The organism is Lysinibacillus sp. NPDC056185 (genome assembly GCF_047737915.1).
Classification (GTDB): domain Bacteria; phylum Bacillota; class Bacilli; order Bacillales_A; family Planococcaceae; genus Lysinibacillus.
Window position 1 is genome coordinate 57,255 of record NZ_JBLLLQ010000024.1, and the last position, 18,746, is coordinate 76,000.

The window sequence follows — 18,746 nt, forward strand, 5'->3', positions numbered from 1 at the left end:
GTTACTTCCTCCTAGCTCGCGCAAGACTCACATTCTAGCAATTCTACAGACGTTGAGCGCACATAATAAGTCGTTTTAACACCGCTCGCCCAAGCATTCATATGCAATGCTAGTAAATCTTTCGCCTTAATCGTATTTTGAACGTATAAATTAAGTGAAATGCCTTGGTCGATATGACGTGCTCGTGCAGCATTTTGCTTGATTGTCCAATTTTGATCGATGAAATAAGCAGATTTATAATACCAAGTTGTCACAGGTGATAGATCAGGTACTGTTACTGGAATTTTGTAATCCTTCTTCTCTTCTGAATAACTCTTTTGGAAGATCGGATCAATCGTAGCCGTACTGCCTGCTAAAATAGATGTTGATGAGTTCGGTGCAACTGCCATTACATAGCCGTTACGCATACCTTTCTCAGCAACCGCGGCGCGTAATGCATTCCATTTATGACTGTCATAGCCACGTTTGTCAAAATACGCACCCGTATGCCAATCTGAGCCTTCAAATAATGGGTAAGCTCCTTTTTCACATGCCAAATCGTTAGAAGCACGAATCGTTAAATACGCAATTTCTTCATATAGCTTGTCCGCAAACTCTACAGCTTCCTCAGACTCCCATTGAATTTCTTTCAAAGCTAATAAATGGTGCCAGCCAAATGTGCCAAGTCCAATACCACGGTAGCGTAGGTTCGTACGCTCTGCTTGTTTTACTGGAATTGTATTTAGAGCAATAACGTTATCTAACATACGTACTTGAACTGGGATTAATCGTTCTAGAACGCCAGCCGGTACTGCTCTACCTAAATTGATAGACGATAAGTTACATACAACGAAATCTCCAGGCTTGCGACGTGTTACGATGACATCATCTTCAAGGGTAATAGACTCAAATTCAGTAGCTGACATATTTTGGAATATTTCTGTACACAGGTTCGAGCTGTAAACCATCCCTTCATGCTTATTCGGATTCATGCGATTGACTTCATCTCGATAGAACATAAACGGCACGCCTGTTTCAAGCTGAGAGCGCATAATACGCTTCATAATATCAATGGCTGGTACAACTTCACGACTTAACAATGGATTGGCGATACATTCCTCATATTTAGTACGGAAAGAGCCGTCACCCTTTTTCTCATCATAGAAATCCTCTAGTGAAAAGCCCATAACTTCTCGCACTTCATGTGGGTCAAATAAATGCCATTCCCCGCGCTCTTCTACCGTTTCCATAAATAAATCCGGTAAGCATAGCCCTGTGAAAATATCATGGGCACGCAGACGTTCATCCCCATTGTTTAAGCGTAAATCTAAAAACGTAAAGACGTCTTTATGCCAAACATCTAAATAGACAGCAATAGCGCCTTGTCGTTGACCAAGCTGATCGACTGAAACCGCCGTATTATTAAGTTGTTTAATCCATGGTAAAACACCACTTGATGCACCTTTAAAGCCTTTAATAGATGAGCCTCGGCTACGAATTTTACCCATATAAACACCAATACCACCGCCGTACTTCGATAATGTTGCGACATCTGTATTCGTGTCATAAATGCTTTGTAAACTATCATCTACTGTATCGATAAAGCAACTTGATAGCTGTCCATGTGTTTTACCTGCATTTGATAATGTTGGTGTGGCAACAGTCATATATAAATTACTCATTGCCCAGTAAGATTCACGCACTTTTTCTAAACGATTTTCAGTTTCATCCTGCATCAGAGTCATCGCAATGACCATCCATCGTTCCTGCGGTAGCTCCACTGGTGTTTTTGTGTAATCACGGACTACATAACGGTCCATTAATGTTTTTAAACCTATATACGTAAACAACTCATCTCGACTTGATTCTAGATAAGAAGCAAGTTCCTGAAGCTCCTGCTCACTATACTTTGTTGTTAAACTTTCATGATACAAACCAGCTTCTGTATAGTGTGCTAAATGTTCAGGGAAAACCTTATAAACATCTTTCACTGAGACACCACGACGCGTTGCAAATTGATCATATAGTTTTTCTAAATAAATTTGAGCTGCGACAAATGTCCAGTATGGCTCCTCCTCATCAATTAAGCTAAGCGTTTGTAAAATCATCGCATCCGCCCATGCTTCAAATGTCGCATTGTCGTTTTTTCGTAGCCATCGATCCGATAATCTTACAAAACTTTCGAGTTCATCCTCCGTGTAATTTTTCTTGAGCTTAGCAATTTGCTGTTCGATTTGAATTGTCATGTACACATTCTCTCCCTTTCCTTCTCCAGCAACACAAAAAGCGATCACGCAACATCTATCGGTTACGTGATCGCAGTAAAATCGGAAATGGAAATGAAGGATAAGCGCACAAAGAAGTGAACAAATCTCTCGCCTCCACTTCTCAATCCCCGAAGAATGTGTTGCTGTCTTGAACATATCGGCAGGTCTCCTGGCTCATGCTTCCTCCAAATGATCACCTTCCCGTTCTTCACAGTGGCCTACTCATCATTTGTCAGCACTTACAGTTGCGGGGACAGCTTCGGCCTAAGATGACTCTTTTTCCGAATTCCCTTTTAAACCATATTGGTACCGCTCGTCCAAAATACTATATATTGTGTTTTAACTCCTAAACAAATCTAACATATTGTGTTTATTGTTGCAATAGGCGATTTGCCCCTTGCAAGTTATAAAGTGCTACATTTTCTCGAAGCAAGCCCAATTACAATGCAGTTTTACGTAGTTTTTCAAAATTTCTAGGAAAATTTTTTTGTGCTAGCTGCTCTTTTTCTGGCTGTATTCCTAGCAAAACTACTGCACATGGACCAGCCGATTTCTCAACATCTAACGAACTTTTGACCTGTTGCTCGCTAAAAAGGCGGGTAAATTCTGCTTGTAGACCTTTTGATCCAACTGGCCATACTTGCTGCACAATCCCCTCTTTCCACGCCTGAAAAATAGGTTGGAGCTGTGCGACATCTTCAGGCTGAGCAAGGATTTCATTGCCTACAAGCGGTAATCCATAGGTGTACCAACTAAGCTGTTCATGCTTAGTTGCTGTGCGTTTTTGCTGCTCACCTAGCATCGTAATAGACAAACCTGATTGTAGAGTCGGCATATTCGACTCTGTACTACCGTCTATTGGCGGACAATTAAGACCCGCCTCATCAAAAACCTGCTGAATGCCTGCAACATAACGAGACCATGCAGCATCTCCTGAAAAATTAGCGAGTAAAATATGGTTTGGTAAAGCATTTGCAGCAAGCTGCTCTAAAAAAGTAACACGCGCCGTGAAGTATGCCGTTAGTTTGTCTGGAGCAGACACAACATCTTGTGGTTTTTCGCCAATGGCTGCGGCATTATCTGTTGTAGCAAACAGCTCACCTATTTTTATTGCATTTCTCAATGTACTCGACCTTCCTTACGCACAAACACCTTTGACAGAATTGGCATCACAATTGCAACGATCACTAGATTTACGAGTGTTGCCAATGGAAGACTAGTCAGTGACGCCCAGTAAAATGCCGGACTAATGATAAAGTAAAATGGTAAAGGTGCTACAACACCATTTAAAATAAGTGCCACGGGCCATTTCCAGAAATGCATTCCTTTTTTATGCATGACCCCAAAGACCCATACAACAATAAACATTTCTACTGCGATAATAATATGTAGTGGCCCTAGAGGGAAGCCAGTAGTTAAGGCTGAAATAAAATGCCCAATGACTCCCGCAACCCCAGCTAATACTGGAGATAAAAAGACAACGCTCAACAATGCAGGTGCAGAGTCAAGCGCTGCAGTTGAAATAAATGTTGGAATTTTAATGACTGCACCCACTGCACAAATTGCCGCAACCATGGCAGTGAGCGTCAATTTCATCAATCTTTGTCGATCCATCCCATTTCCTCTTTTCTTTAAATTTTTTATAATAGCGTGGGGTTGATTTCCGTTCCGGTTGGGCGCTTTCCTGGGGGCGTCCGATGAGCCGCTTCGTTGCTGCCGCTACGTTAGCACTACGCTTTCGCACAGAAAACATCCGCTGCGCTGCAGGGTCTCGGGCCAACACGATGTTGGTCACGAAGGCGTTATCACAGGACGTGATGGTTTTAGCCTTCGTTCCTCTATTGCTAATCCCCAAGGAGTCGCCCAACCTCCACTCCAATCAACTTATTTACAAAGCATACGTCCTTGGAAATCTTATCCCCAAAATGAAAAGCCTAATAAAATTTTTTTAAAACTATATTATTTGATTTGTTCCCCGATACCGTACCAAATGCGTACGACTTGTTCAGCTTCAGCGAATAATGCCTGGTACAAACGCCCACATGTATCACGCAACAATCGTGCCTGTTTTTCCATCGGCACAACTCCACGCCCCATATCGGTCACTATTATATAGACGGCACAATTTTCTTCAAGAGTCTTTAGTCTTGTCAAAATGGTTTTGACAAGGGGTTCATCCTCCTCAAGATCTTGTGTCACGAGCCACTTCTCTATGTTTTTAATAACTAGTACATCACAGGCTGGGCTGTCATTAGGTAGATTGCCATCTACTAGCTCAACTTTTTGACCTGCAAGCAAGTTCATGACATAGTCGGTTTTTCCACTATAGGCGCCTCCGATAAAGACATGCATCGCGCTCCCTCCTCCCAAGCTTTTCTTGTAAACGTTAAAGAAAACATTTTATCATGCGGTGTTTGATACGACCAAAAAGTTTGCTCAGTCGGTGCAAATTCTACAAGAAGTGCTCGAATAACTCCACCATGGACAACGAGATGATAAACATCTTCGTCTTTTGGTAATGCCGTAAACCCTTCAATGACACGCGCACAAAAAGCATCAAAGCCTTCTCCTTTTGGAGGCGGTGACTGAACGGGGTCATCTAACCATGCACAATAACGACTATCTGATTTTAAGTCATCATATGTAAGCCCTTCAAATTCCCCGAAGTTCGATTCTCGAAATCTCCTATCAGACACATATGTTGCATTCGGAAAATAATGGGCTGCTGTTTCCCTACAGCGCAGCAAATCACTACCATACACCTTCGTGACATCTGGATCTACAGTATTCAGTAAAGATGCATCAGCTAATGAAGAATCTGTCCAACCGATATAACGCTTCTCCAAATTTTCCTTTGTTGGTGCATGTCTCATTAAGTGCACAATAACAACGTCACCCACAATACAACCTCCATTCCTTCAATTGATGCACCGAGTAAATCTCCAGAAACGCCACCAAAGTTGCGCACTGTAAATTGACGAAAGACTAAAAAGGCAATCGCTAATACAGCCATCAACACTAATGGAACAATGGAGAAACCTATGACAAACAACAAGCTACTATAAGCCACAACTAATGTGATAAGCATAAAGCAGATAAGTGATCTCGGCTTAATATGTGTTTTAAAAAAGTAGGCAAGCCCCTTTTCCTTTGAGCATTTGAGCGACATAAAATAAAAGCTCATGCCTACTCGTGTTAATAACGGAATAAACACAGGCATCCATAGTGCAAACTTATGCTGCACGAATAACTCATGCAGTATCACAAATTTGCCAAGCACTAGAAATAACACGGACAGCACTCCAAATGCGCCAACACGTGGATCATCTAAAATTTCAAGCCGCTTCTCACGATCTCGATACGAAAAATAAGCATCTCCCATATCAATAAAACCATCTAAATGTAAACCACCTGTAAATAAGGCAAATAATCCGACAATCACAAAAGTAAGCAAAACCTCACTGCTTGCCGTCCATTCTGTTAAACTATAGATCACCGCCGCCACTGCGGTGCCCATAAGAGCCCCTATCCATGGTAAAAAGGCGAACATCCCGGTAATCGTTGCCTTCGTTAAAGGAATTTCTTTATGTACTGGCAAAACTGTAAAAAATTGAAACGCAAGTTGTATGCTATGCCAGAAATTTTTCATCGTCTTGCCACCTTCTTCATTTATTATTTCCACTTCTTTACGACACCATAATTTATTTCATATGCCTCATCCGCTATAAAAACGAACCATTGATGTAATTTCCCAAGCATTTGTCGATATAATTCTACTTCCTCACTAGAATAAGGTGGCTCATCAAATAATTCGTTTGAGACGATAAAAAACGTCACCCTTTTCTCAAGTAACGTCTTTACCGCCTTTTTTAAAACATCAAGCTTTTGTTCTAAACAGCCAGGTTGTTCCACACAGGGAGTTCCCGTACCAAAACCCTCGTAAAAAGCATTTGTCAGCCATGTCGTAACACAGTCCCATAACACAACATCTCCATCAGTCAGTTTACGTAATGTATTTGCAATGTCATAAGGTGCTTCTATCGTCAGCCATTCAATATTTTGTGCTCGTCTATCTGCCTGATGGCGCACTATTCGCTTCTCCATCTCATGGTCCAACGCTACTCCAGAAGCAATATAAATAAGTCGTCGCGCTTGCTTAAACGCTGTTTGATAGTGAGAAACAGCCGCTTTTTCAGCAAAGTGGGATTTACCACTGCGTACTCCCCCTGTAATGAAAATCAGTGGCATAGTTACGCCTCCTATTGTAAATGTTGAATGTTCCCGATATCTTTCACGAGCCATTGTTGCTCGACTTTCTCAATAATCGTGACACTTGTACCATGAATAAATGGTTCTGCCCACAGCTGATTGATGCTTCGCCCTAAAATGGCATTAATGACACATTTAATCGTTACAGCATGGGACACAATTAAAACATTATTCTCGGGATATTTTTCTGCAATTTTCTTTAACGTAAACATCGCTCGCTCTGTTACCGTACCAAAGCTTTCCGTATGGGTTGCGACGAATTGTCCAGGATAATCGGTATATAATTCATAATCAAGGCAGTGCGTAGTCATAATGTCCTCAACGGTTTTCCCTTGCCAATCTCCTAAAAAAATCTCCCGTAAATTATCCTCATAATAGTTTGGAAGCTGTCGATTACCTAGAAGAATATGCATCGTTTCCTTAGCACGGCCACTTGAACTGCTATATGCCGCTGTAAAGGAGATATTTTTCAAATGATCTCGAAGTTTTTCTGCATGTAAAATGCCCTTTTCCGATAACGACGAATCTAACCATCCCTGTAGCCGCTGCTCTTTATTCCACATCGTTTCACCATGTCTTATTAAATAAAAAGTCGTCACCTTTGTCACCCCTAATTTGCGTTAAACCAAGCTTGCAAACAATTCTGTAAATACGTCATAGCCACAATATCTTTAATTCCTATACGGAACCATTCACCATTTAAGCCCATAAAGTTTTTTGTATGGCGTAGCACGACGCCCTTTGATAAACAGTATGTAAAAAATGTATCTGGTTGCTGATTTTTCGGTAATGCAAAACATACATAATTCGTTACACTATTCGTCACCTGACAACCATTCTCTTGTAAATAGCTCTGCAGCGCTTCCCGTTGATTTTTAGCATAGGCAATAGCTTGCTCACAATATACATGTTCATCTAAACAGCCTGTACCTATAACAAGGGCAAAGGCATTCAAGTTCCAATGCGGTAGGATATTCTTTAGCTCAGTAACAACTACCGGACTTGCTACTAAATAGCCTAGGCGTAATCCTGGGATCGCATACATTTTTGTCATCGAACGAACAACGATCAAATGAGGATTTTCTGCCACATATTGGATCAAAGAACAGGCTTCATCTACCCAGTCAATAAATGCCTCATCAATGACAAGCTCACAATTGACCTTTGCACCGTGGGAGATTAATTCGAGAAGCTCTTCTTTCTTTGGAAGCACCCCCGTCGGATTGTTCGGTGTACAAATATATAATGCATCTGCGTTCGCCATTTCGCTCTTCAGATGCTCCATCGGCAATGTGTAGTGGACAAAATCCTCGACAATTATCGGCACAATTTCAGCGCCTGCCGCTGTTAATGTTCGTTCATATTCTGAAAAAGTTGGATGTACGATAATAACACGCTTATTGGCGTAGCGTCTCACTAGAACACTAAAAAGCTCGGATGCACCATTGCCTAATAATATAGAATCTTTCTGAACTTCATGAAAAGCTGCCACCTTTGATAAAAACGGCTCACCGTCCGGATCTGGATAACGTTGAATAAGCGGATAAAATGTCCGCCAACGCGCTTCAACAAACGGGGGTGGCCCTGCCGAATTAACATTTTCGCTAAAATCATACACCTTTTCGGGCATATTAAGTCCTAGCTGATGATAAACATTTTGCGGATTTGCTCCGTGATTAGGTAATTGCAAAAATTAACACCTCCACTGCTAACATAACAAGCGTAAAGAGCAAAGTCGCAATGCGCATATGAATTACAGACGTTGCAATATGCTCTTTTGTTAATGGAACTAATTTCTCGCCCATTATTGCTCGATAAGAAACGACACCCTGATATGTATTTTTTCCACCAAGCTGTACTCCTAATTGAACAGCTGTTGCTGCTTCTAAATAACCACTATTTGGACTTGGATGCTTTTTCGCATCCTGTGCCCAACGTTTTAAGCGGTTACCTAGAGATACGTTTGTTTCATTTTTCGTCCCAAGCACCATCAGTAGACCTGTTAATCGACTTGGAATAAAATTCAGTACATCATCTAGCTTTGCAGCAAACATACCAAAATCTTTATATTTTTCGTTTTTATAGCCAATCATAGAGTCTAACGTATTGACGGCCTTATAGCCCCACAACCCTATTGCGCCAAATAAAAAGGCATAAAATAATGGAGCGGTTACCCCATCACTCGTATTTTCAGAAACTGTTTCCACAACACCACGAACAATCTCATCCTCGTCAAGTTTCTCCGTATCACGGCCGACAATCCAAGAAAGCTTCACACGAGCTTCAGCAAAATCACCTTTGACAAGCGGTTCATAGACAGCCATCGCCGCTTCCTTCAAGCTACGTTGTGCTAGTCCAATCCCAATTAATAAGCCCTCAACCAAGATGCCAAATAGTGGGCTAACTTGATAGCTTAGTAGCATAATGGCTGTCACAACAAACATTGTTGTTCCTACTACAGCTAGTGCCATCACCATGCCACGGAATTTTCTCATTCTTCCTTTATTCCATAATTCAGTTTGAGATTGAATGAGCTTCCCAATCCAGCGTACTGGATGAGGCATTTTAGGAGGATCACCCACGATTAAATCAAAAACAAGCCCAATGATACAGGCAATTACCAGTGCCATCATAAAGGATTCTCCTCTTTGTCTTTTTTATATTTTTGAATGGCCTCACGCATCGTTTCATAAACTCCATGGCCAATGACTTTTCCTAGCATCGTAATCGGTCCAGCATATTGATGGTAGTCGCCTTCCTCTGTTGAAGCAATTAACAAACTATCCGTTGAAGTACCTGTAGCTAGTGTACCCGTTGTAGGATCTGTAATCCCCTCATCAATAAGTGCTTTGACCTTAGCCTCTGTCGTAGAAATCATTGCTTGAAATAAAGCTTCATCCGACAATCTTCCATTGATCAGTACCCACGTATTAATAGTCCCCGCATGATACTGCTCCTGACGATGAAAGGCACGCGTAATATCGACGGCATTACCAAGACCTGCCGTAATCATTATGACAAGATGAATTCCTTCATATGTAAACTCACGAATTGTTGCATATCGGGCATAGACGGCCGTCATCATCGCAACTGTATTGTCAATCGGAAAACCCTCAGACTGTAAAAACCGTTGTAATTCTAACTGTGGTTTGCGTTCATCATACGTATAAGGCACTGAACGATTCATCAAATGTGTATAAAAGCCAAAGCCTGGATTATGTACTGCCGACGATACGACCTTCATTGGTGAATCTGTTTGTATGGCAACATAATGGTCGGAAATATGAATATCTTCCTTACGTAGTACTGGCATTATCTCGCCTCCTATTCAAAGAAAAAAAAACAAATTCTTACAAAGAAGAATTTGTACTGTTTAGTCTTTAATTAATAACCTATCCCAAATATAAACCTTTTGAATTTGCGTACAGCATCACAACTTCATCATACTCAAATTATTTATTTTTTTGAAATTGTATCACAAATTCACGTTTTATCACAATTCAATTTTGAGACATTCCGTTATTGCCTTTGTTTTAAGGTTTTAAAACGAATAATAGATCCCGCAATGATAAACACCCAGCCAATACCGATATAAACAATTTTCATCGTTTTTGTCGAGGATGGTAAAATATCCATGATCGTTAAACAAACAAATAGTATGCCAATCATTGATAGCAACATACCAATCGATAATTTTTTCAACAGAAATACCTCCAATCAATGTACGCCCTTGATTTTACCGTATTCCCGCCAAAAAGAAAACACCAATCCAGTTTAAGGATTAGCGTTTACACCACATTAACGGGCAGCAATTGATCTGTACCGTAAGTGAAACGTCAGGTACACAAATCTGTACCGTAAGCGTAGCGGCAGGTACAAGACTCCCACCTAAAAATTTAGCGAAAGCAAAAAAGTTAGGGAGAACATTAGCTGCCCTTACAGTGGGGATGAAGACCCCCACTGATTAAGTTACACTTTATTCCTTTATACTCTCACATGTGCAAAAAATTCCCCATATAGTGCTTGTAAAATTTGATTTTCATATTCTTGTAGCACACCGAATACTAGACTAACTTCAGATGAGCCTTGATTAATCATCTCTATATTTGCACCTGTTTTTGAAATCGCAGTTGCAGCACGTGCCGCTAGACCCGTGTTATTACGCATGCCTTCGCCTACTATAACAATCATAGAGAAGCCATGACGCATTTGCACATCATCTGCATTCAACTCATTTTTCACACGAGCTAGAATTCTCTCTTCATTATCAAGTGTTATTTGATTTGAACGCATAATGACAGAAATATCGTCTAAACCAGAGGGTGTGTGTTCATATGAAATATTTTCATCTTCTAAAATTTGTAGAAGCTTACGGCCAAAGCCTACTTCCCTATTCATCAAATATTTTGACACATATAAAGTTGAAAAGCCACTATCTGCCGAGATACCAGTAACCGGACGTCCTGTTACAGAGCGTCTTGGTACAATACGAGTACCCGGGGCTGATGGATTATTTGTATTTTTTATGTTAACTGGCACCCCAATCTTGTAAACAGGCATTAACGCTTCATCATGGAAAACTGAAAAGCCTGCATAGGATAATTCGCGCATTTCGCGATACGTAATTTCTTTAATTTCCACTGGATCATTCACGACTTTCGGATTCGCGGAGAACACACAGTCCACATCCGTAAAGTTTTCATAAAGCTCTGCTTCAACAGCAGCTGCTAAAATCGAGCCTGTAATATCAGAGCCACCGCGGTCAAATGTACGCAGTATGCCCGCTTTAGTGTAACCGAAGAAACCCGGGAATACAATAATTTCCTTGGTATATTTTAGGGAGGCTAAATTTGCATAAGCCTCTGGTAAAGCATACGTGCGTTCAGGTAAATCATTGACGACCAAACCATCTTTAGGACTTACGTAACGTGCCGGCATACCGATTGAATTAAAATAAGCAGCGATTAGCTTCGCGTTATTGTCTTCCCCTGCCGCTTTGATGCTATCGATAAATAATTCCTCATTGGATTTATCACCTTGTACGCGTTCACGTAAATCTTCAGCGATCACGTCACAAATTGTATGATCTAATTCCAAACCATCCGCAATCGCCATAAAGCGATTGACAACGATTTGCAGTTCATCTTCAATCTCTTCATTTTTTAATGCTGCCATTGCTAAGTTAATTAATAAATCAGTTACCTTTATATCGTCACCAGAACGCTTCCCAGGTGCAGAAACGGCTACGATTTTACGTGCCGGATTAGATTTTACAATGTTTGCTACTTTTTGAATTTGCTCTGCGCTTGCTACAGATGTTCCACCAAATTTACATACGATCATAACCATCAAATCCTAACTTTTTAAATTAAATGTATTCCTCCAAAAAACAATTGAATGTACACAGTGTACAAATTATCGTTCCTCACGTCAATACAATTTAAAAAATTCACGCAATTAATCGATAGAAAATGGACAATTTTCACACTGTTTGATTTATTATACGGATTTCGTAGGAAATAGTTAAGGTTTTTGCAAATTTTTTTCGTAAAATTCCTATAATCGTACAAATATTCGTCTGAACTAGCTGAAATCATCAAATTTACAGAATTTTTCGATGCTCGATCTGACATGACAAGCCAAATCGTCTTTTCGAAAATAAATATGGATGTCAATATAAACAATTTTGCTTGTATAAAGATAAGATGTATCAATTCAACAGCAAAATGTGGGTCATTATTACAACATCTACAGCCGAAGCTCTTCGGACATGACTATCACAAGATAATTAGCCAACCAAAGTTTTTAGTGTCGTAATAAACCAAGTTACGAAATGTGCCTCATGTAAGTGTTTTTCAGCAAACTTGATTAAGTTGTAGTGCCTTTCTTCTATATTAATTGAAGAAAACGCTTTCCCCATTATGATATGCAGAAAAACTTGTGATGTTTGTGCTATTTCGAATGATGTCAAGCTATTCTTTTTTTTGATTTTTTATCTGTTTTAGGCGGGTATTGCTTTGATTTGCGTTGGTTTCCGCTTTTATTCTGTGGAGGGCTGAATTCGTAGGGACCTGAGCAGTTCTTTGAGGGACCCGATCACTTTCTTCTTGGACCGGAGCAGTTTTTTAAGGAACCCGATCGCTTTCCTCTTGGACCTGAGCAGTTTTTTGGGGGACCCGATCACTTTTCTTTTGAACCGGAGCAGTTTTTTGGGGGACCCGATCACTTTCTTCTTGGACCGGAGCAGTTTTTTGGGGGACCCGATCACTTTCTTCTTGGACCGGAGCAGTTTTTTGGGGGACCCGATCACTTTCCTCTTGGACCGGAGCAGTTTTTTGGGGGACCCGATCACTTTCCTCTTGGACCGGAGCAGTTTTTTGGGGGAGAGTGAAGAATACAAAAAAATAACTCCAACATCAACTTTAATTTATATTTTGGAGTTGCTTTCAGATCATTTTATAACAAAAAGACCCTAACATAATGCTATGCTAGGGCCTTTTGCATTGTATTTTAAATCAATCCAATTACATTTAAAAATACGATAATAATTGCAATTGGTGCTATAAAGCGAAGTAAGAATAACCATAAAACGAATAATTTATAACCTTTATTTTTACTTACACCCAGTTCTTGCATTAATACTTCTTTCTTCATTTTAAACGGTACGAAAATCGCCACTAATAATACACCGAGTGGCATAAGAATATTACTTACTGTAAAGTCCGCTAAATCAAAGATTGTTTTTCCAAACAATTGCACATCGCTTAATACGCCATATGATAGCGCCGATGGAATCCCTACAACAAAGATTAGTAATCCGACCATCAATGCCATATTTTCGCGTTTCCCTTTACCTTTTTTCGTTAAAGAGGCCACGCTAATTTCCAACATGGAAATGGCTGATGTTATTGTTGCAAAGAAAAATAGTAACAAGAAAATAATGAAGAACAATTTCCCGAATGCCATTTTACTGAAAATTGCTGGCAAGACAATAAATAATAGACCAGGTCCTTGAGATGGTTCCATTCCAAATGCGAATACTACCGGGAAAATAGCAAGCCCTGCAAGTAATGTAATCACAAGCGTTAAACCGACGATAGAAAATGCGGAACGTGGTAAACTTTCTTCTTTCGGTAAGTATGAGCTATACGTAACCATTACGCCTACACCGACAGATAACGAGAAGAACGACTGCCCCATCGCATATAAAATAATTTCAGATGTAACATTTGAGAAATCAGGTTGCAAGAAGAAGCGAACCCCTTCTCCTGCCCCATCTAATGTAAGAGCACGAATAATTAATACAAAGAATAAAATAAATAATGCTGGCATGAAATACTTATTTACTTTTTCAACACCGTTTTGTACACCTTTACTTACGATAAAAATAGTCATAAGAATAAATAATAGCTGTGATCCAACCGCTAATAATGGATTAGAAATAATTTCACCAAAGGTTGCTTCGTAAGAGCCATTTCCTTCCCACAGTCTACCTGTAATTGCGTTCCATAAATATAATAAAATCCATCCTCCTACAACACTGTAGAATGAAAGCAAGATGAAACATGTGACGATCCCTAATTTACCGACCCACGGCCATAGCGTATTAGGAGCAATATTTCTATAGGCATCAACAGCCTCTTTTTGCGTACTTCTTCCAACTACAAATTCTGCCAATAATAACGGTAAACCAATTAATAAAGTAAAACCGATGAAAATAAGGAAGAACGCACCGCCACCTCCAATACCGGCCATATACGGGAACTTCCAAATCGCGCCAAGACCGATTGCCGAGCCTGCTGCTGCTAAAATGAAACCTAATTTCGATGTCCATTGCTGTGATTCCATCTCTTTATCTCCTCTCTTTTTCTGTTTATTACAATTCGGTCTTTATTCATATTGGTCTATCGTAAGTCCTTTCAAATAAAAATCGCCTCAACGAAACGTAGGGAAAATAAAAATATCACAATAAAAAACGTCCCTACGCAAATACGTAGGGACGATTATATATCGCGGTACCACCCTAGTTATGAAGATACAACAAGCGTAAAACTTTAATAAAAAACGCCCCTACGCAATTACGTAGGGACGATGTAATATCGCGGTACCACCCTAGTTATGAAAACACAACAAGAATAAGACCTAAATAAAAAACGTCCCTACGTAAATACGTAGGGACGATAGATATCGCGGTACCACCCTAGTTGTGAATAAAAATTCTTCACCACTTTATTTGATAACGGTATTCACTACCGTCTTCCACTTCCTCACAACGTGTGATTTATGAAAGATGCTCCAGGTCGAAATTCATGATCATCTATATACTGATTCGCACCAACCATCAGCTCTCTGAAATAGGGAGATTTTCACTACTTAATCCTATCATTGCCCAAATATTAATTTTCCGAATTGATACTATCATTTTTATCACACATTTAATACTAGCGTCAATTAATTTTTTGAATTTTTATGTATTATCCTCTTTTTTTCGCTATAAAAATTCGAAATATGACTTTTGAATGAATAATTTTGCAATACTTATGATTTATACTTTATTAAATACTGCGACAGGTTTATAGTTTTTTAGTTCAACTTTTCGATCATTAATCCATTAAACCAACAAAGGCATTTTTACTATCTTTATTAGGAAAATCACTTGGGAATATAGGGCAAATAATACTACCACTTAATACATCATGGAGAAAACCAGTCATAGAGCCCTTATATTCAAAATAATCACCTGATCCATCATCTACTAAAATAGCCCAATCACCTTGAGTATTCACAATCCAATTTAATGTATCCCCATTTTCAGTTCGTCCCCAGGTCAAGATTCCTCCATTTGTTGGGTATACCTCATATGGAAAGTCCTCAGGGAAACTCTCCTTTAAAGTTAAATATGCATCTTTATTCAAATTTTGTTGAAAAAAGAAATTCATATTATCATTTTTTGCAAAAGGACAATATATCATTATAAAGTTACCAATATTACCTGAACCATATAAAGCGATAAACTCTTTATAGTCTGAAGGTAATACTATACCTAATTTATTTTCAACTTCGCTCCATTTCGGAGAGTCATCTAAAGAAATTGCAAAATTGGGTGGTGAAAGAATGGATTTTAATTTTTTAAAAGACATTGTTGCCTCCTAATACTTCCTGTTTATATTAGATTATGTGCTGACTTCTAACGAGAGGATAGCTACTTCAGAAAGAATCTTGAATTCTATATCCCGCTTCTTGCGCCAACTTCTTTATTTCATCAATATCAGATGATGGAACAGTGATTAGAACGTAACAGTCACTATCAATATCCAAATATGCCAAAGAAATTCCCTCTTCCTTTAATTTTTCGGAAATTTCATTTAAACATTGGGAAGTTGGTAGCTCATCAAATTCTCCATCTTCAAAATCTCCCCAACTTATGCACGCCATTTTTTTCCTATCTAGCAATTCATCAACAACATCACAAATGTATAACCCGTCTTCATCTTACCATAAATATTATGCTCTGCTACCCTAACTATAGTTCGACCGAAAAGTTCTTTTGCTGAACTGAGCATTTCTATAGCTTACCTATTTCCCTGTTTCACACAGGTATTCATTCCCCTTTTTGTGGGAATTCTCTTCTTTCTCATTCATTCTTATAAACAACAAAAAACTAGGCTCACATTCTGTGTGAAACCTAGCTTTTCTCTTTTTATTAAATAGCTGTCCAACCACCATCAATAACTAATTCTGCACCTGTCATAAAGCGCGATTCGTCAGATGCTAAAAATACAACGCCATAGGCAACATCCTCTGGTTCACCAAAGTATGGAAGCTGCGTATAAGTTTTATAGAAAGAAAGAGCGCCTCCTTCTTCCATCGTTGGTGCTGTCATTGGTGTTACGATGATACCTGGATGTACGGAATTTACACGGATTTTATCTTTTCCGTATTCAATTGCAGCTGATTTTGATAGTACTCGTAGTGCTCCTTTAGCCGCTGTATATGGACTTGTGCCCGCCATACCAACAATACCGCCAATTGAAGAAATATTGATAATAGAGCCGCCACCTGCTTTTTGCATTTCAGGAATCACATATTTCATACCAATAATGCAGCCATTTAAGTTAATGTCCATTATTTTATTCCATTCGTCCATTTCCATGTTGGCAATCGTTTTTGGTGAAGAAACACCGGCATTGTTAACGAGTACGTCGACTTTACCATATGTCTTCACCGCTTCGGCAATGACAGACTTCCAAGCATCTTCTGATGTCACATCATGCTGGATTCCTATAGCATCCCCGCCATTTTCTTTAATTTCCTTTACTAATTGGTTCAATGGCTCGATTTGAACATCTGTAGCGATAATTTTCGCTCCTTCTTGAGCAAATAATTTTGCTTCAGAAGCACCCATCCCCATTGCTGCCCCTGTAATAATGGCTACTTTCCCATTTAAACGACCCATTTTAAAACTTCCTCTCTATATTTGTTAGATATCTATTCCAATTAATAAAACGACTAATTCATGAACATATTAACAACTAGTTGTATTATCGACATCGTGTCGTTAATATAAGTATATCAATCCTCTTCAAAAGAGCAAACAACACATTTCATAGATTCGACGCTTTATCAACGAACTTATAGCTAGTGTTGTAAAAATAGAAAAAATAAGACAAGGAGCTTAAAAATGTCGAATAAGAAACAGACAATGGACCCTCGGGTTATGAGGACGCGCCAACTACTAAGAGACGCACTTGTGGAATTAATTGAGGAAAGAGGCTATGACAAGATTACGGTACAAGATATTACAGAGCGAGCGACCTTAAATCGTGCTACTTTTTATCTACATTATAGCGATAAACTTGATCTTCTCTATCAAAGTACAAAGGAAATATTAAATGATTTAGTGAGCAGCCTAAACGTTACATTTGAGGGCAAGTTGGAATTTGATTTCTCAAAAGATGCAGATGAGCCACACGATACATTTATGCATTTATTCGAGCAAATTTCTTTAAATAGTAAATTATATAAAGTGTTTTTAACTGAAAAAGACATTCCTTATTTCTCTTCAGGTTTGAAGGAAATCATCATCGATTTTGTCTCAAATGGGATAAACTCTATGCAGCCCGATGACAAAAATCTTACAGTTCCACGTGAAATGGCTGTCAGATATTTTGCTGCCGCTTTTCTTGAGGTGATCGTTTGGTGGTTAGAAAACGATATGCCTTATTCACCGAAATTTATGGCTACTCAGCTATTGAGAATTACAGTGAAGGGTCCATATGTTGACCATCCTTTTGGAAAATAAAAATAGTTTTTCAGCTAACAACTTCTTAAGAAGAAACATCTATTAGTATCACAAAGCAAAGTAACTATATAAATAAAAAAGAGAGAATTTCAAATATAAATTGAAATTCTCTCTTAAACAAGATTTGATATATTGTTCGTGATGCGCTGCAATTGTTTAACATCTTACATATTTGCGTTTGAAACCAATTCTCCCTTTATCTACATCCTTTTGAATACTTTCGTAAGCATGCAAGAAACTACTTTTTTTCTTATCTCGTTTTACTTCTATTGGACCTATTTCCTTTGCAATTTCGACAGCCTTTTCATGGAGCGGTAAATATGAAAGCCCAACAGTGTATAGAAAATTATTCATAGCAGATTTCGTTCGTTCTGGCGATTCATGAATCGTATTTTTCACAATTTCAATCATGTTCGCAATTTTGCTCTCGGAAAATTCATCGTCTAAACGATTCCCTAAAAGCCAACAGTAGCAACTCCAGCCCGCTGACATTCTCAGCTCTTCACCGCTTGCGATCCATTTATCAGCAACTTCTTGTGCAATATCTGCTTCCGCTAAAGTTACTGCTACCACATAATCCGACAGCATATAAAAGTATGCCGAATCCATCCAACGATCAAAATCTGACACAGTCATCGCCTTTGGATCTGCAATAATGCCTGCAAAGTACATTGCGTCGTAATTCCCTGTGGCATAAAGTTCTTCAGCTAATGGTTGATTTAGTTTTATTTTCTTAGCTATTGGTTTCATTGCACCTGTTGCCACGCCAAAAAGCGGCTCATGCGCACCATTAGACATATACATTTTTTTAGTTCGTTCCTTGCCAAGAGCCTCAAGCTCCTTCATTACCATTTCTAGATTCATTTTCCTCACTTCCTTTTTGGAGTATTCCCTCTAAGATTTTGCCATTTAATATATAATCATTATCC

The 18,746-nt window shown here is 39.1% G+C and carries 20 protein-coding genes, 1 riboswitch and 1 other annotated feature; of the genes, 1 reads left to right on the plus strand and 19 read right to left on the minus strand.

What is annotated here, in order from left to right:
* Positions 1-11: 11 nt before the first annotated feature.
* From ACMZ42_RS20030 to ACMZ42_RS20115, 18 genes are all read right to left on the minus strand, one after another.
* Positions 12-2,225, minus strand: coding sequence for a ribonucleoside-diphosphate reductase subunit alpha (locus ACMZ42_RS20030; RefSeq protein ID WP_415732526.1), 2,214 nt, complete (start codon positions 2,223-2,225; stop codon positions 12-14).
* Positions 2,226-2,387: 162 nt separating this feature from the next.
* A riboswitch (cobalamin riboswitch) is annotated at positions 2,388-2,575 on the minus strand.
* A gap of 110 nt (positions 2,576-2,685) precedes the next feature.
* Positions 2,686-3,369: a hypothetical protein gene (locus ACMZ42_RS20035; protein WP_415732527.1), complete on the minus strand. Its 684-nt coding sequence runs from the start codon at positions 3,367-3,369 to the stop codon at positions 2,686-2,688.
* Positions 3,366-3,860, minus strand: a complete 495-nt coding sequence (locus ACMZ42_RS20040) for an ECF transporter S component (RefSeq protein ID WP_415732528.1) — start codon at positions 3,858-3,860, stop codon at positions 3,366-3,368. Before ACMZ42_RS20040 ends, ACMZ42_RS20035 begins: the two co-directional genes overlap by 4 nt.
* 345 nt (positions 3,861-4,205) lie before the next feature.
* The gene (locus ACMZ42_RS20045) at positions 4,206-4,598 is read right to left on the minus strand and encodes a bifunctional adenosylcobinamide kinase/adenosylcobinamide-phosphate guanylyltransferase (RefSeq protein ID WP_415732529.1); all 393 of its coding nucleotides are present in this window, start codon (positions 4,596-4,598) and stop codon (positions 4,206-4,208) included.
* Positions 4,547-5,146: a histidine phosphatase family protein gene (locus ACMZ42_RS20050; protein ID WP_415732530.1), complete on the minus strand. Its 600-nt coding sequence runs from the start codon at positions 5,144-5,146 to the stop codon at positions 4,547-4,549. Before ACMZ42_RS20050 ends, ACMZ42_RS20045 begins: the two co-directional genes overlap by 52 nt.
* The gene (cobS, locus tag ACMZ42_RS20055) at positions 5,119-5,895 is read right to left on the minus strand and encodes an adenosylcobinamide-GDP ribazoletransferase (RefSeq protein WP_370078568.1); all 777 of its coding nucleotides are present in this window, start codon (positions 5,893-5,895) and stop codon (positions 5,119-5,121) included. Before cobS ends, ACMZ42_RS20050 begins: the two co-directional genes overlap by 28 nt.
* 23 nt (positions 5,896-5,918) lie before the next feature.
* Positions 5,919-6,494 carry a bifunctional adenosylcobinamide kinase/adenosylcobinamide-phosphate guanylyltransferase gene (locus ACMZ42_RS20060; RefSeq protein ID WP_415732531.1) on the minus strand — a complete coding sequence of 192 codons (576 nt, stop codon included), beginning with the start codon at positions 6,492-6,494 and terminating at the stop codon, positions 5,919-5,921.
* 11 nt (positions 6,495-6,505) lie between these two features.
* Entirely contained in the window at positions 6,506-7,114 is a 609-nt protein-coding gene (locus tag ACMZ42_RS20065) for a histidine phosphatase family protein (RefSeq protein ID WP_415732532.1), read from the minus strand.
* A gap of 11 nt (positions 7,115-7,125) precedes the next feature.
* Entirely contained in the window at positions 7,126-8,205 is a 1,080-nt protein-coding gene (locus tag ACMZ42_RS20070; RefSeq protein WP_370078562.1) for a pyridoxal phosphate-dependent aminotransferase, read from the minus strand.
* Entirely contained in the window at positions 8,192-9,148 is a 957-nt protein-coding gene (gene cbiB, locus ACMZ42_RS20075) for an adenosylcobinamide-phosphate synthase CbiB (RefSeq protein ID WP_370078560.1), read from the minus strand. The genes ACMZ42_RS20070 and cbiB overlap by 14 nt, the downstream gene beginning before the upstream one ends.
* A complete protein-coding gene (locus tag ACMZ42_RS20080) occupies positions 9,145-9,828 on the minus strand; it encodes an adenosylcobinamide amidohydrolase (protein WP_370078558.1) in 684 nt (227 codons plus the stop codon). The genes cbiB and ACMZ42_RS20080 overlap by 4 nt, the downstream gene beginning before the upstream one ends.
* A gap of 206 nt (positions 9,829-10,034) precedes the next feature.
* On the minus strand, positions 10,035-10,217 hold the full coding sequence (locus tag ACMZ42_RS20085) for a hypothetical protein (protein ID WP_132358490.1): 183 nt from the start codon (positions 10,215-10,217) through the stop codon (positions 10,035-10,037).
* A gap of 282 nt (positions 10,218-10,499) precedes the next feature.
* Positions 10,500-11,858 (minus strand): aspartate kinase, encoded by a 1,359-nt coding sequence (locus ACMZ42_RS20090; RefSeq protein WP_370078556.1) that lies wholly within the window; start codon positions 11,856-11,858, stop codon positions 10,500-10,502.
* A gap of 697 nt (positions 11,859-12,555) precedes the next feature.
* Entirely contained in the window at positions 12,556-12,915 is a 360-nt protein-coding gene (locus ACMZ42_RS20095) for a hypothetical protein (protein ID WP_415732533.1), read from the minus strand.
* A 110-nt stretch (positions 12,916-13,025) separates the two neighbouring features.
* On the minus strand, positions 13,026-14,363 hold the full coding sequence (locus ACMZ42_RS20100) for a sodium-dependent transporter (protein WP_415732534.1): 1,338 nt from the start codon (positions 14,361-14,363) through the stop codon (positions 13,026-13,028).
* A 322-nt stretch (positions 14,364-14,685) separates the two neighbouring features.
* Positions 14,686-14,910, minus strand: a binding site (T-box leader).
* A gap of 208 nt (positions 14,911-15,118) precedes the next feature.
* Positions 15,119-15,655, minus strand: coding sequence for an SMI1/KNR4 family protein (locus ACMZ42_RS20105; protein ID WP_415732535.1), 537 nt, complete (start codon positions 15,653-15,655; stop codon positions 15,119-15,121).
* A gap of 67 nt (positions 15,656-15,722) precedes the next feature.
* Positions 15,723-15,950, minus strand: coding sequence for a hypothetical protein (locus tag ACMZ42_RS20110; protein ID WP_415732536.1), 228 nt, complete (start codon positions 15,948-15,950; stop codon positions 15,723-15,725).
* A 268-nt stretch (positions 15,951-16,218) separates the two neighbouring features.
* A complete protein-coding gene (locus tag ACMZ42_RS20115) occupies positions 16,219-16,971 on the minus strand; it encodes a glucose 1-dehydrogenase (RefSeq protein ID WP_415732537.1) in 753 nt (250 codons plus the stop codon).
* 225 nt (positions 16,972-17,196) lie between these two features.
* On the opposite strand from ACMZ42_RS20115, the gene ACMZ42_RS20120 reads away from it, so the two are divergent.
* Complete coding sequence (locus ACMZ42_RS20120) at positions 17,197-17,817, plus strand: TetR/AcrR family transcriptional regulator (RefSeq protein ID WP_415732538.1); 621 nt, start codon at positions 17,197-17,199, stop codon at positions 17,815-17,817.
* A 156-nt stretch (positions 17,818-17,973) separates the two neighbouring features.
* On the opposite strand, the gene ACMZ42_RS20125 is transcribed toward ACMZ42_RS20120, so the two are convergent.
* Positions 17,974-18,681, minus strand: coding sequence for a DNA alkylation repair protein (locus tag ACMZ42_RS20125; protein ID WP_415732539.1), 708 nt, complete (start codon positions 18,679-18,681; stop codon positions 17,974-17,976).
* Positions 18,682-18,746: the final 65 nt, after the last annotated feature.

Bases quoted from the DNA above. Each gene is read 5' to 3' on its own strand.
- ACMZ42_RS20030 (WP_415732526.1), bottom strand. From the start codon at position 2,225: ATGACAATTCAAATCGAACAGCAAATTGCTAAGCTCAAGAAAAATTAC.
- ACMZ42_RS20040 (WP_415732528.1), bottom strand. From the start codon at position 3,860: ATGGATCGACAAAGATTGATGAAATTGACGCTCACTGCCATGGTTGCG.
- ACMZ42_RS20045 (WP_415732529.1), bottom strand. From the start codon at position 4,598: ATGCATGTCTTTATCGGAGGCGCCTATAGTGGAAAAACCGACTATGTC.
- cobS (WP_370078568.1), bottom strand. From the start codon at position 5,895: ATGAAAAATTTCTGGCATAGCATACAACTTGCGTTTCAATTTTTTACA.
- ACMZ42_RS20060 (WP_415732531.1), bottom strand. From the start codon at position 6,494: ATGCCACTGATTTTCATTACAGGGGGAGTACGCAGTGGTAAATCCCAC.
- cbiB (WP_370078560.1), bottom strand. From the start codon at position 9,148: ATGATGGCACTGGTAATTGCCTGTATCATTGGGCTTGTTTTTGATTTA.
- ACMZ42_RS20080 (WP_370078558.1), bottom strand. From the start codon at position 9,828: ATGCCAGTACTACGTAAGGAAGATATTCATATTTCCGACCATTATGTT.
- ACMZ42_RS20090 (WP_370078556.1), bottom strand. From the start codon at position 11,858: ATGATCGTATGTAAATTTGGTGGAACATCTGTAGCAAGCGCAGAGCAA.
- ACMZ42_RS20100 (WP_415732534.1), bottom strand. From the start codon at position 14,363: ATGGAATCACAGCAATGGACATCGAAATTAGGTTTCATTTTAGCAGCA.
- ACMZ42_RS20105 (WP_415732535.1), bottom strand. From the start codon at position 15,655: ATGTCTTTTAAAAAATTAAAATCCATTCTTTCACCACCCAATTTTGCA.
- ACMZ42_RS20110 (WP_415732536.1), bottom strand. From the start codon at position 15,950: ATGGCGTGCATAAGTTGGGGAGATTTTGAAGATGGAGAATTTGATGAG.
- ACMZ42_RS20115 (WP_415732537.1), bottom strand. From the start codon at position 16,971: ATGGGTCGTTTAAATGGGAAAGTAGCCATTATTACAGGGGCAGCAATG.
- ACMZ42_RS20120 (WP_415732538.1), top strand. From the start codon at position 17,197: ATGTCGAATAAGAAACAGACAATGGACCCTCGGGTTATGAGGACGCGC.
- ACMZ42_RS20125 (WP_415732539.1), bottom strand. From the start codon at position 18,681: ATGAATCTAGAAATGGTAATGAAGGAGCTTGAGGCTCTTGGCAAGGAA.